We start from the raw sequence: 13,306 nt of genomic DNA on the forward strand, positions 1-13,306 counted from the left end.
GTCGTTCAGGCCGGCGCCTGATCAGTAAGGCGCTCGGTGTTAATCGTCTGTGAGTCGCCGTCTGAATGGCGTTTGTTCTGCCGGCTGGCAACCACCTGGATTTCCCGTTTCCGCATCAGGTCCCCAAGGCTGATATCACTGAGGAATTGATGGATCTGCTCGCTGAGATCGGACCAAAGGTGGTGGGTCAGGCACTTTTCGCCATTCTGGCAATCACCCTTGTTGCCGCAACGGGTGGTATCGAGGGATTCACTGACCGCGTCCACCACTTCGGCAATAAATACCGCGTCAGGCTCACGGCTCAGGCGGTAACCGCCGCCAGGCCCCCGGATACTGGTCACCAGTTTGTGACGGCGAAGACGGGAAAACAACTGCTCAAGGTAAGAGAGGGAAATCTCCTGCCGGGCAGATATGTCAGCCAGACTCACCGGCCCCTGATCCCCGTGAAGGGCAAGATCCAGCATTGCCGTCACCGCATAGCGGCCTTTGGTGGTCAGTCTCATAACGTCAGCCCCGGTCAGGGATTGATTCGGCTTTAACAACGCCGAGTATGAATTGACCCACCAAATCAGTCAAGTATTCACCGTTGCGACGGCTCGTCGTCCCGCACACAGTCAAAATCCTCCTCCTGCAGCGGTGGCAGCTCGCCATTCTGGTACTCACTGTTCACTTTGCGTAGTGCCTTGCACATATTCTCGATGCGGTCATCCACTACATGCATGTGGTCCAGCAGGCTGCGCATGGCCCGGGCGACCGGGTCCGGCATTTCCTCGGTTACGCCATAGGCATCAAAGCCCATACGCTCTTCCATTTCCTTGCGCCGAACGTCGTCTTCACCCTTACGCTTGACGACGATCCGCCCCGGAATACCAACCACGGTTGCACCGGCCGGCACTTCCTTGGTGACGACGGAATTGGAACCAATCTTGGCGCCTTCACCGACGGTAAAGGGGCCGAGAATCTTGGCTCCGGCACCGACGACAACACCGTCACCCAGCGTCGGGTGACGTTTGCCTTTATTCCAGCTGGTTCCGCCGAGGGTTACCCCCTGGTAAAGGGTAACGTCATCCCCGATGACCGTGGTTTCACCAATCACAACGCCCATACCATGATCGATAAAGAACCGGCGCCCGATCGTCGCGCCAGGGTGGATCTCGATACCCGTCAACCAACGGGCAATGGTGGAAAAGGTTCGCGCTATCCATTTCAGCCCAAGGCCCCACAACCAGTGCGATAACCGGTGGCACAGGAGCGCATGGAGACCCGGGTAGTTGGTCAGTACCTCGAACGTATTGCGAGCTGCGGGATCACGATGAAACACACTGTTCACATCTTCCCTTAATCGATCAAACATAACCCTATTCCTGTTCACCAGCTGTTGAACCAGCCTTTGAAGTGTTTTTTGAGACCTCAGCGCTGCCTGCCGATTTCTGTACAGCAGTCAATATCCCCCGAAGGATATTGATCTCCATCTGATCGAGCCCGGCACGTTGGAACAATCGCCTGAGTCGTGTCATTAGCTGACGCGGGTTGTCCCGACGGTGAAAATCAACATCCACCAGTACCTGCTCCAGATGGCTGAAAAAGCCCTCCACATCACGGACGGGCGCCAGAGGCACATCCCACCCCGTATCTCCCGGCGCTACCATGGGTTTGAGATATGGGCTCCCATCCCCACCTTCAAGGCCCTTGAGATAATGCATACGCAATTCATAGCACATAACCTGAACCGCCATGGCCAGATTCAGCGAACTGTAATCCGGATTCGACGGAATATGTATGTGGAAATGACAACGCTGCAGCTCTTCATTGCTCAGCCCATGGTTCTCACGCCCGAAGACCAGGGCAACCTGCCCTGCTGCAGATTGTGCGGATGCCCTGGCTGCCGCATCGGGCGGCGCAATGACTGGCCACGGCACCTTACGCCCCCTGGCACTGGTGCCCATAACGCAGACACAATCTGAAATGGCCTCATCCAGGGACGCCACAACCGTGGCCTTGTCGAGTATATCGGAGGCGCCCGCCGCACGGGCATAGGAGGCCTCGTCAGGAAAGGACGCCGGGTTGACAAGCCACAGGTTTCCCAGCCCCATATTCTTCATGGCCCTGGCGACCGCACCGATGTTACCGGAGTGGGACGTTTCGACCAGAACAATCCGGATCTGGTCGTTGTAGGTGTCAGGGCCCTCCAGGGGCATCGCTGGCTTGTGCATGGCGGTAGAATCTCTGTAAAAACTGGAAAGGTGCGCATGATAGCAGATCTGCCCCCTTCCCCGCCTCTCCGGACAAGCCCTGATACAGCGCCATCCGTGACATTGCGGAGTGGAAAAACGTACAAGCCGGGCCAGTTTTTGATATGCTATGCGGCCTTCACACACCCGGATAATGAACACTCAGATGCAACCAGCAATCAAAATGGCCCTGCGCGTCGCGCGTCAGGGGTCCGACTATCTGAAAGCACACTTCGAGCGCCAGGAACCCAACGGCGACAGCGAAGACCGCCGCAAGCAACTGGAGCGGGTAGAACAGTCTGTTTACGACAATTTTTCCGAACAGCTCGAAAAAGCCTACAAAGACCACGTAATCGCTCCGCTGAATGAGGCGGACGCCGACGGCAACGACAAGAGCTGGCATATTTTCCCGGTTCTCGGGCGTGAGAATTTCTTGCGCGGCATTCCCGATTTTGCACTGGCGTTGCTGCAAAAGAAAAACAACCGCACCGAGAACCTGCTGCTGGTTAATCCGGTCACTGGTGAAGAATACTCTGCCAGCCGCGGCCACGGCGCCGCGCTCAATAGCCGGCGCGTGCGTACCAGTGAAGTCAAACACGCCGACAGGGCTGCGGTGGTCAGCAACCTGCTGGACCAGACCCGCTCCGGGGACGATCCACTGATGTGGGGCGAGATGGCGTCCCTGCTGGCCCGGGACAGCAGCATGTTCCGCACCGCCGGCTGCGTTGCGCTGGACATAGCCAGGGTATCTTCAGGGCACCTGGATGCAGCAGTCATTTTCCGCCCGGAGCCGGCCGACCTGGCCATAGGCGTAACGCTGGCCCTGGAATCCGGTGCACTGACCGGTGATTTCTCGGGCAACCCGTCAACGGAAAAAGCAAAACAGCTTATCGTCGCAAACCCCAAGCTGTTCCGGGAAGTATTGAAAACCCTTCACCCTTTCCGGGGCCGTCTGCCTCGCTGATTACAGCTGGCTGAGCACAAAAAAGCCGCAACGCCTTACGGGGTTGCGGCTTTTTTGTGGCTGACCGGTTTACATCCGGTTCAGCCACTCAGGCGGTTGCTCTTCTTCCTCTTCCTGCCCGGCCAACCCTTCCTTCGGCGGCACAATCAGGTCCTCACGGGCAACACCCAGGGCAACCAGCAGGTTGGCAGACACATAGATGGAGGAGTAGGTACCGACGACCACACCAATGATGAGCGCGAGCGCAAAGTTGTTGATCGCCTCACCACCCAGGAAGTACAGGGCGAGCAACACCACCAGGGTGGTACCGGAGGTGTTGATGGTCCGGCTGATCGTCTGGTGGATGGACTCGTTGATGATGTGCTCGGAATCACCTTCCCGCATCTTGCGGAAGTTTTCACGGATCCGGTCGGCTACAACAATGGTGTCGTTCAGGGAGTAACCGATAACCGCAAGCAAGGCAGCCAGCACAGTCAGGTCAAAGGTCCACCCGAACAGTGAAAACACACCGAGCACGATGATGACGTCGTGGGCCAGTGGCAGCACCGCGGCAATACCGAACTTGAACTGGAAGCGCATCCCGACGTAGATCAGCACGACAGCCAATGCAATCAGCAAACCCAGACCACTGTCTTCCTTTAACTGCTCACCAACCTGGGAACCGATAAACGAGGAACTGACCAAATCCAGCTCGGCACCACCGGCCTTCAGGGCTTCCACCACCTCAACTGCCAGTTGGTCATTCTCAGCCTCTGCCATTCTCACCAGTACCGTGGTGTCCGAGCCAAAATTCTGTACCACGAACTGCTCGTACCCCGCCGCCTCCAGTGTCTGCCGGATATTACTCAGCGCAGGAGCCTGCTGATACTCAAGCTCAACGGATGTGCCTCCGGTAAAATCAAGCCCATAGTTCAGGCCGCGTGTCGCCAGTAGCGCGACAGAGATAACAATCAGGGCGATAGAGACCACGGAAGCAATCTTCCGGAAGCCCATAAAGTCGATAGGTTTTTTCTCAACTTCAGACATTGGCCAACTTCCCTCCGATCGACAGCTTTTCGACCTTTCGACCGCCGTATACAAGATTTACGATGCTACGGCTGACCATTAGCCCGGAGAACATCGACGTAAGGATACCGATCGACAGTGTCACCGCGAATCCTTTCACCGGGCCCGACCCCATTGCAAACAGGATCACCGCTACCAGCAGGGTGGTGATATTGGCATCGAAAATCGATACAAAGGCCCTGGAGTAACCAGCGTTAATCGCTGACTGTGGCGGTACGCCCATTTTCAGCTCTTCCTTTATCCGCTCGAAGATCAGCACGTTGGCATCCACCGCCATACCGACCGTCAGCACAATACCTGCAATACCCGGCAGCGTGAGGGTAGCGGACAGGATTGACATACACGCAATCAGCAACATCAGGTTGAGCGTCAGGGCGATGTTGGCAATAACGCCAAAGCCGCGGTAATACACCACCATGTAACAGAGCACCAATACGAAGCCGAGCAAAACGGACATCATGCCAGCATCAATGTTCTTTTGGCCCAGGCTTGGGCCTATGGTGCGCTCCTGAACAAAGTACATCGGGGCAGCCAGGGAACCGGCCCGTAACAACAGGGCCAGTTCCGAGGCTTCCGGAATGGAGTCGAGGCCGGTAATACGGAAACTGCTTCCCAACGCGGACTGGATCGTCGCAAGGCTGATAATGCCCTTTTCGACCACGCGGTTGTCGACGGTACGGGTTTCGCCATCCACGACCACTTCTTCTGTTTCCGTGCGGTACTCAATGAACAGCACCGCCATGCGACGACCGATGGCGTTGCGGGTTGCCCGGTTCATAAGGTCACCGCCCACCGAATCCATGGTGATATTAACCTGTGGCTGACCGTTCTCATCGAACGCCTGCTGGGCATTGGAGACATTGTCACCGGTTACAATGACGTCGCGCTCCAGACGGGCCTCGCGATTGGGATTGTCGCGGAACGGAAACGTCTCGGTACTGGCTGCCGGTGCGTCCTGACGCGCCTCAAGGCGAAACTCGAGGTTGGCTGTGGCACCAAGCACACGCTTGGCCGCCGCAGTGTCCTGGACTCCCGGCAACTCAACGATGATTCTGTCCGAACCCTGGCGCTGAACCAGAGGCTCGGCAACCCCCAGTTCGTTCACCCGGTTGCGGATGGTTGTCAGGTTCTGCTCCAGCGCGTAATCCTGGATCGACTTGATCTCCGCTTCGGACATGGTGAGCACCAGACGGTACTCACCATCTTCGCTCTGTTCGTCCAGCAGGAACTGGTTGTACTGATCGCGGATCAGCTGGAAGGCTTCACTGCGGGAGGCTTCATCACGGAAGGTCAGAACAATGGAACGGTCCCCCTCCACATCGCCACCACGATAGCGCACACGCTCTTCCCGTAATTCCCGCTTGATCTGGCCGGACATGGCTTCAAGGCGTTGATCCACTGCCGTTTCCATATCCACTTCCAGCAGGAAGTGGACACCACCACGAAGGTCGAGCCCCAGCTTCATCGGGCCCGCACCCAAACTCTTCAGCCATTCCGGCGTTGAAGGGGCCATGTTCAGGGCAACGAGGTAATCCCTGCCAACTGCCTCCTGAACAACCGGCCGTGCCCGCAACTGGGCTTCGGCGCTGTTCAGCCGGATCAGGGCGTCCCGCTCCTGCATCTCAGTGCTCTTGACGGCAATGCCCTCTGCCTCGAGTGCGTCGACTGCCCTATCCAGAATTCTCTGATCGACGTCGGTACTGCTCCGGGCACCGGTAATCTGCACAGCAAAGTCGTCAGGGAATACGTTGGGCAAGGCATAGACAAACCCGATCACCAGCGCGATCAGGATAACCAGGTTTTTCCAGAGCGGATACTTGTTCAGCATGGGGTCCCTTTAAGCCAGCCAACGGGCCGGCTGTGATGTTTCAGCTTGGCAAATTCAGACCTGAGTCGAAAACCGGGCGATCAGACGTCCTTCAGAGTTCCTTTCGGAAGTGCCGCTGCAACAGCAACTTTCTGAACCTTGACTTCAACGTTGTCGGCGATTTCAACCACGATAAAATCGTCGGTAACCTTGGTGATCTTGCCGGCCATGCCGCCGGAAGTAACCACTTCATCGCCCTTGTTCAGGCCAGCCATCAGTGCCTTGTGCTCTTTCGCACGCTTGGACTGGGGACGCCAGATCAGGAAGTAGAAAATCAGGATAAAGCCGGCAAAGAAAATCACCTGCCCCATCACTCCCATACCCCCGGCACCCGGGTCCTGCGCCATGGCCAGTGCCGGCATCGCAGCAAAGAATGCAGCAACAAGTAACTTGATTGATTTCATTGACTATCTCCGTTTTTAAGAAAAGTTCAGGTAGCGGTTCAGAATCGGCTTAAGCCGCAGTCATTGTGCCATTGGCGGCACGGTTTCACCCCGGCGGGCATAGAAGTCGCTGATAAAGTCCGACAATGTACCTGCTTCAATTGCGCCACGCAATCCGGCCATCACGTTCTGATAGTAACGCAGATTGTGGATGGTATTGAGTTGTGAGCCGAGCATTTCTCCACATTTATCCAGATGATGCAGATAACTTCTCGAAAAGTTCTGGCAGGTGTAACAGTCACACTGGTCGTCAAGCGGCGCGGTATCATGGCGATGCCTGGCATTGCGGATCTTGACGATGCCTGTGGAGGTAAACAGGTAACCGTTGCGGGCATTGCGGGTGGGCATCACACAGTCGAACATATCCACGCCACGACGAACCGCTTCCACAATGTCTTCCGGCCGGCCAACGCCCATCAGATAGCGAGGGCGATCTTCCGGCATTATCGGTGACAGGTGGTCCAGAATCCGAATCATGTCCTCCTTGGGCTCCCCCACCGACAATCCCCCAATGGCATAACCATCGAAACCAATATCCGTCAGGCCCTGTAGCGAACGCTCCCGCAGGGATTCGTACATGCCGCCCTGGACAATGCCGAACAAGGCAGCCGGATTGCCTTCGTGGGCCCGTTTGCTCCGACCGGCCCAGCGAAGGGAAAGTTCCATGGACTCACTGGCCTGCTTCTCGGTGGCAGGGTATGGCGTGCACTCATCGAAAATCATCACGATGTCGGAGCCCAGGTCACGCTGCACCTGCATGGCGATTTCCGGAGACAACTCAACCGGGGAACCGTCTATGGGAGACCGGAAGGTAACGCCCGCCTCGGTGATCTTGCGCATTTCCCCCAGGCTGAATACCTGAAAGCCGCCCGAGTCGGTGAGGATCGGGCCGTGCCATTGGGTAAAATCATGCAGGTCGCCGTGGGCCTTCACCACTTCCGTGCCCGGTCGAAGCATCAGGTGAAAAGTATTGCCAAGGATGATCTCCGCACCAATATCCTTGATGTCCCTTGGCAGCATACCCTTGACGGTGCCGTAGGTGCCCACCGGCATGAAAGCCGGGGTTTCCACGGTACCCCGGGGGAAAGTCAGGCGCCCACGCCGTGCACGACCATCCTCACCTAGCTTTTCAAAGGACATATAACATTGGTCATTCATGATTGCTCTCCGGATTCTGCATGCCCTTCCCCGGCACAGGATGTCAGGGCACCCAGGCTGGGCTCCTGCCCTGTGATAAACATGGCGTCACCGTAACTGAAAAAGCGGTAACGCTCTGCAACGGCTTCCCGATAGGCCGACATCACATTCTGAAAGCCCGCAAATGCGCTGACCAGCATGATCAGCGTGGATTCAGGCAAATGAAAATTGGTAACCATGGCGTCCACGGTCTGGAAACGATAGCCCGGGTAAATAAAAATATCGGTCTCCCCCCTGAAGGGTCTGAGCATCCCGCCACGGCTGGCCGATTCGAGAGAGCGTACCGATGTGGTCCCCACTGCGACAACACGGCCACCCCGGGCCCGGGCCGCATTAACCGCATCAACGGTCTGTTGCGGAACATGGGCCACTTCGCTGTGCATCACATGGTTTTCGATGTGCTCCACACGAACGGGCTGAAAAGTGCCAGCACCCACGTGCAGGGTCACAAAGGCGCTTTCAATACCGCGGGATTCAAGCTCGGTCAGAATCCGGTCGTCGAAATGCAAACCGGCCGTCGGTGCCGCCACCGCGCCCGATTCCCGGGCATACACCGTCTGGTAACGCTCGCGGTCAGAAGACTCATCGGGACGGTCCACATAAGGAGGCAGCGGCATATGACCTATCCGGTCAAGCACATCAAGGATGGCCTCATCGCTCTCACAAAATAGGTGAAACAGTGCGTCATCCCGACCGGTCATCCGTAACGGCGTGCCGTCCTCAAGCAGGACTTTCTGGCCCTCTTTCAACGCCTTGGAGGCCCTTACGTGGGCAAGGATTTCGCGCTCCCCGAGCACGCGCTCAACCAGTACTTCCACCTGTCCGCCGGTTTCCTTGCGGCAAAACAGGCGCGCGGGAATCACTCGGGTATCGTTGAAGACCAGCAAATCCCCTGGCTGGAGCAAGTCTGGCAGGTCGGTGAAACGAAGGTGACTGGTACTACCGGACAACCCATCAAGGCTGAGCAACCGGGACGCACTGCGCTCTTTGAGTGGATACCGGGCAATAAGCTCATCCGGTAGATCAAAGTGAAAATCGGAGACGTTCATTGGATGGACTGTTCACGACACCGCGTTGAGCGGCTTGTAAGTGGTAGCGGCGGGCGGACTCGAACCGCCACGGGTTTTACCCCAACGGATTTTGAATCCGTCGTGTCTACCAATTTCACCACGCCGCCATCGGAGAGTGCTGGGGATTATACTGAGGTTGAATCTGAAAGCAATAACAAGTGCCGGACTTCCTTGTTCCGGCAGGCTTTTTTACAGGCGGTCAAACAATGACAACTGGGAGACCTGGGCAAATGACTGCTGCGCGGCCTGTAGCACGAAACTCTGGAAGCTCAGGGTGCTGATGGCCTCGGCGTAATCCACGTCCCGCAACTGGGAGCGGATATCCTCGCTGTAGACCGATGAGTCTTCCAGGAACGATTTGGTGGAGTCCACGGCATTCAGGCGCCCGCCAAGCTCAGTCTGTTTCTGCACGATGGTTTCCTGAGCGTTGTCCAGGTTCTGCAATGAGGCGGCAATCAGGTCATCGTAGGCAGCCTGGCCGCCCGGTGAGCTCTTGTCGATGTTATCCAGACCATCAATGAGATTTTCGATGGTGGCAAACACCGACTGCTTCTCCCCGGCACGAAGGGTGAACTCATCGCCATCGCCGGCATCGGTGATAGTGGCCTCAACGCCGGCAACCTCAAACGGTTCCCCGCTGGTGTAGGTTGCAGGCGTCACGGTTAGCGGATCACCCGTGCGGCTGTTCACCGCGCTAATCGTTCCCGCCGTGGTGTCGACGGTGATGGTAATGTCATCCGGCGAGACCGCCGAAAAAGCGCCATTTTCAACCACCTGAATTCCATCAATCCGCGCAGCCGCCGCATTGCCGGGATCTCCCTCAGCGAACACTGCCGCGGGAATCGACGAATAAATGCCCTTGCCATGGTCGCTGATGGGAACTGTAACACCATCATCAATCTCCAGTACGCGCTGGCCTTCATCTCCCTGGTAGACCCAGCTCCCGGAGGCATCCTTACCGAATGCGGCGGTGGAACCCTGGAACCCGCTGAAGATATACTCACCGGAGGCATCCCGGGTATTGGCAACGTTGGCCAGTTGCCCGATTCGCTCTTTCATTTCAGAGGAAATGGACTTGCGATCGTTCGCCGACAAGGAGCCATTACCCGCCTGAACCGTCAATTCCCGAATTCGCTGGATCACATCGACGGAACCTGCCAATGCACTCTCCTCCTGCTGCAACCGGTTCTCGGCAAGCCCGGCGTTGCGCTGGTAGGTTTCTATGCGCGAGAGCTCCTGGTCCAGCTTGAGAATTCTTGCCGCCGCAACAGGATCATCCGACGGCCTGTTTACCCGCTTGCCCGTAGAGATCTGCTCCTGGGTCTGGTTCAGGCTGCTGTTGAGTTCCTGCAACCGGTTAATTCCACCGGTAAATATCTGCTGTGATGAAATTCTGATCATGTCACATCACCTCACGCTGTTACCGGAAACTCTGTAACAGGGTATTGAACAAATCCTGGGCCACGCTCATTACCTGAGCAGAGGCGTTATAGGCAGCCTGGTACTGGATCAGCTTACCGGCTTCCTCATCAAGGTTTACGCCGGAAACCGATTCGCGCTGGTTGCTGGACTGCTCCAGCAGGGTTTGGCCAGCATCCTTGTCCAATTGGCTTTGCCGGGTCTTCACACCGACAGCCTCAACCAGCCCGGCATAGCCTTCGGCAAAGCTCTGGCTGCCGCTATTGAGGGTGTTTTCCGTTCCAAGCGCGGCCAGGAACTCGGCGTTGCGGTTATCGGACACACCGTTGGTGTTGTAGTTGATGCTGAAGGAATCCCCTGCCCTGGGATTGCCCGAAATTTCAAACTGGAAGCCGACATAGTCCGGAGAACGTGGGTCCTCGGTAAACAGTTTGTTGGACTGGCCCGGCTGGAACACATTCACCGGCGGCACCGCACCGGCATCGCCTGCCTGCAGTACGGTGCCCGAGTCCGCATCAACAATGTCGTAAACCAATTGGCCACCGTCATCACGGAACTGAACATCCAGGGGTGGGTCCAGTTGCCCGTCCTGCCGGAAATTGCTCAGCAGCGAGTTGGTGAACGGGTCCCTGACATCAAGCATTTTGCCCTGGTTTATGGTGGCATCACCGGTATTACCCGCAGCACCCTCCGCCCTGACCGGGCTTGCAAACGCCAGGTCCTCTTCACGGCTGACCTGCAGGTCAATATTCGCGGCCGCGTTACGTGTGGGCTCGATCAGGAACTTGTCACCGGCATTGAAGGTGCCGCCTTCCACGCGAATATTGAACCCGGGCATGGAAATCTCGGACTGTACCGGGTCTGGCAGGCGGCCCTGGTTAACCACCTCTCCCGTTACCCGGTCCACCAGTTCAAAGTTCCGGCCGTCGCCACCAAACTGGAGCGACCAGCTGCCGGCGGGAAGTTGGGAGCTGTCGATAATCTCCACAGCCAGTTGTGCGTCCCTGGGGGCGCCATTGTTGGCATTGGCAATCACTCGGCCGCGCTGGGCAGCTTCGGAATTGATGTCACTGAAGAACAGGCCACCGAGATCGCCCTCCAGGTCCATGCCGATTTCATGCTGGTGATTGAGGGTGTCCGACAACGCAATGGCAACCCGCCCGAGCTCATTGAACGCGGGCTGCAGGGCTTCTGACTCAAAGCGCCGAAGGCCGCCAAGCGTGCCACCGTTGATCTGGCTATCCACGTTCAGGGTCCGGCCGCCAGTGGTCAGGGTGAATTCCAGGGTGGTCGGGTCCTCTGCGTTATCACGGGTACCCAGTTGCGCCGCCTTGTCACCCACTACCAGGGACTGGCCGTTGCGCAGCGACACATTGACCTGGCTGCCTTCCGCCTGCACCACATTGATGCTCACCAGTTCAGACAATTGACGGAGTTTTTCGTCGCGCTTGTCCAGCAACTCATTGGGCTCGCGCCCCTGGGCCAAACCAGGAGACTCCGAGATGGCAAGATTCAGTTCGGCAATACTCTTTAGCAGCGTATTGGCATCATTCACGCCCTGCTCCATCTGGGTCTTGACGGATTCCCGCTGCTGAATGAATTCCTGGTTGAGGGCTTCGAAGCGGTTCACCACCTGCTGCGCCTCGCTCAGCACCAACTGCCGCTGGGGCAGCGAAGCCGGGTCCTCGGCAGCATTCTGCAGGCTGGCAAAGAAGTTGTTCAGGGCGTTACTCAGGCCAGTGGACTCACCGCCAAGCAGGTTGTCCAGGCGCGATAACTCGGAGTTCAACGCTTGCTGCTCACCAAACAGGGCGCTATCTTCCCGCACCTGTTGTGTGATGTATTCGTTCGCCAGCCGGCGGATATCGGTAACGTTAACTCCGGTACCAATGGAGCCGGCCCCCGTACGCTGTGCCGTCTGGGTTTCGAACTGCACTTCCTGGCGGCTGTAGCCGGGGGTGTTGGCATTGGTAATGTTGTTACCAGTGGTATTCAGTGCCGCCTGGTGCCCGAGGATACCGGTCAAGCCAATATTAATAAGCCCTGCCATAACCTTACTCCTCAGCCCCGCGGGTACCCATGGACAACGTTGTCATGGAGTCATTGTTCATGATGCGGCGAATCTTGGCGCCGTAGTTCGGGTCGGTAGCGTACCCGGCTTCCTGCAATCTGGTTGCGAACTGGTCGGGGTCATCGGCCGCTGCCAATACATCCCGGTACCGGGGGTTGGATTCCAGGAACGACACGTAATCCCGGAAGCTGGACTCATAGTCCGGATAGGCTCGGAAAGCAGCACGTTCATTCATCGGAACACCTTCCCTGAACTCGGTCGTCGCGATATCCACGGATTCACCCTGCCAGCGCCTGTCCGCCTTGATACCAAACAGGTTAAAGCTCGGTGAGCCACCCTCGCCTTCGATCATATGCCGGCCCCAGCCGGTTTCCAGTGCCGCCTGGGCAATCATCAGGCGCGGATTGATACCGGTTTGCGCCGCTACCTTCTCAGCCACTGGCAGCAATTCGCGAACAAACTGCTCCGGAGACTCGAACCTGTCTGGCAGCGTTGCATTCGCTTCCGGCGCAGTCGGAGACGTAGCGGTATCAGCCACCTGATTGACCTTGTCCACCTGCTCGGGCAAACGCGGAGACAGCACCGGCAAACTGCGGTCGTAATCCGCCAGCGTTTTCTTGTGGGCCGCCATCGGTTCGCCTTTTTCATCCATGCCCGGAATCTGGCGGCTAAGCTGCCGTACCAGGGCCTCGGCAATCCCGGTACCCTGCTTCTGCGAGAGCGTCAGACTGAGCTGGTTGTCAAACATCTCGCGATAGAATTCCGATTGCTGACTGTTGAGATAGTTACCTTCCGCAAACACATCGCCAGCCTTGCGCATGGACTTGACCATTTCCGACAGGAACAGGCCTTCAAACTGCTTCGCCACTTCCACCAGCGCCGCTTCCTTGTCGGTCCTGGCCTGGGTCTTAAGCGCATTGAGACCGCCGAAATCGGTGTAGACCTGAGCTTTCTGGACACTGAAATCCTGCATCACGTC

At 57.3% G+C, this 13,306-nt stretch carries 12 protein-coding genes and 1 tRNA gene; 1 reads left to right on the top strand and 12 read right to left on the bottom strand.

What is annotated here, in order from left to right; genetic code table 11:
- Positions 1 to 5: 5 nt before the first annotated feature.
- From iscR to trmJ, 3 genes are all read right to left on the bottom strand, one after another.
- Positions 6 to 503 (bottom strand): Fe-S cluster assembly transcriptional regulator IscR, encoded by a 498-nt coding sequence (gene iscR, locus NLU14_RS10455; protein ID WP_275706184.1) that lies wholly within the window; start codon positions 501 to 503, stop codon positions 6 to 8.
- 77 nt (positions 504 to 580) lie between these two features.
- Positions 581 to 1,372 carry a serine O-acetyltransferase gene (gene cysE / locus NLU14_RS10460; RefSeq protein ID WP_275706185.1) on the bottom strand — a complete coding sequence of 264 codons (792 nt, stop codon included), beginning with the start codon at positions 1,370 to 1,372 and terminating at the stop codon, positions 581 to 583.
- A complete protein-coding gene (trmJ, locus tag NLU14_RS10465) occupies positions 1,359 to 2,213 on the bottom strand; it encodes a tRNA (cytosine(32)/uridine(32)-2'-O)-methyltransferase TrmJ (RefSeq protein ID WP_275706186.1) in 855 nt (284 codons plus the stop codon). Before trmJ ends, cysE begins: the two co-directional genes overlap by 14 nt.
- Positions 2,214 to 2,397: 184 nt before the next feature.
- On the opposite strand from trmJ, the gene NLU14_RS10470 reads away from it, so the two are divergent.
- Entirely contained in the window at positions 2,398 to 3,195 is a 798-nt protein-coding gene (locus NLU14_RS10470; protein WP_275706187.1) for an inositol monophosphatase family protein, read from the top strand.
- 69 nt (positions 3,196 to 3,264) lie between these two features.
- On the opposite strand, the gene secF is transcribed toward NLU14_RS10470, so the two are convergent.
- The 9 genes from secF to flgJ all read right to left on the bottom strand — a co-directional run bounded on the left by secF (position 3,265) and on the right by flgJ (position 13,300).
- A complete protein-coding gene (gene secF, locus NLU14_RS10475) occupies positions 3,265 to 4,221 on the bottom strand; it encodes a protein translocase subunit SecF (RefSeq protein WP_275706188.1) in 957 nt (318 codons plus the stop codon).
- On the bottom strand, positions 4,214 to 6,088 hold the full coding sequence (gene secD, locus NLU14_RS10480; RefSeq protein WP_275706189.1) for a protein translocase subunit SecD: 1,875 nt from the start codon (positions 6,086 to 6,088) through the stop codon (positions 4,214 to 4,216). Before secD ends, secF begins: the two co-directional genes overlap by 8 nt.
- Positions 6,089 to 6,168: 80 nt before the next feature.
- On the bottom strand, positions 6,169 to 6,531 hold the full coding sequence (gene yajC, locus NLU14_RS10485; protein WP_275706190.1) for a preprotein translocase subunit YajC: 363 nt from the start codon (positions 6,529 to 6,531) through the stop codon (positions 6,169 to 6,171).
- Between the two features lie 60 nt (positions 6,532 to 6,591).
- On the bottom strand, positions 6,592 to 7,710 hold the full coding sequence (gene tgt, locus NLU14_RS10490; RefSeq protein WP_275706252.1) for a tRNA guanosine(34) transglycosylase Tgt: 1,119 nt from the start codon (positions 7,708 to 7,710) through the stop codon (positions 6,592 to 6,594).
- Between the two features lie 14 nt (positions 7,711 to 7,724).
- Positions 7,725 to 8,816 carry a tRNA preQ1(34) S-adenosylmethionine ribosyltransferase-isomerase QueA gene (gene queA / locus NLU14_RS10495; RefSeq protein ID WP_275706191.1) on the bottom strand — a complete coding sequence of 364 codons (1,092 nt, stop codon included), beginning with the start codon at positions 8,814 to 8,816 and terminating at the stop codon, positions 7,725 to 7,727.
- A gap of 41 nt (positions 8,817 to 8,857) precedes the next feature.
- A tRNA-Leu gene (locus NLU14_RS10500) sits at positions 8,858 to 8,944 on the bottom strand.
- Positions 8,945 to 9,026: 82 nt separating this feature from the next.
- Positions 9,027 to 10,238: a flagellar hook-associated protein FlgL gene (flgL, locus tag NLU14_RS10505; RefSeq protein ID WP_275706192.1), complete on the bottom strand. Its 1,212-nt coding sequence runs from the start codon at positions 10,236 to 10,238 to the stop codon at positions 9,027 to 9,029.
- A gap of 19 nt (positions 10,239 to 10,257) precedes the next feature.
- Positions 10,258 to 12,306 carry a flagellar hook-associated protein FlgK gene (gene flgK, locus NLU14_RS10510; RefSeq protein WP_275706193.1) on the bottom strand — a complete coding sequence of 683 codons (2,049 nt, stop codon included), beginning with the start codon at positions 12,304 to 12,306 and terminating at the stop codon, positions 10,258 to 10,260.
- A 4-nt stretch (positions 12,307 to 12,310) separates the two neighbouring features.
- The gene (gene flgJ, locus NLU14_RS10515) at positions 12,311 to 13,300 is read right to left on the bottom strand and encodes a flagellar assembly peptidoglycan hydrolase FlgJ (protein ID WP_275706194.1); all 990 of its coding nucleotides are present in this window, start codon (positions 13,298 to 13,300) and stop codon (positions 12,311 to 12,313) included.
- Positions 13,301 to 13,306: the final 6 nt, after the last annotated feature.

It is taken from the genome of Marinobacter iranensis (genome assembly GCF_029207565.1).
GTDB classification, from domain to species: Bacteria; Pseudomonadota; Gammaproteobacteria; order Pseudomonadales; family Oleiphilaceae; genus Marinobacter; species Marinobacter iranensis.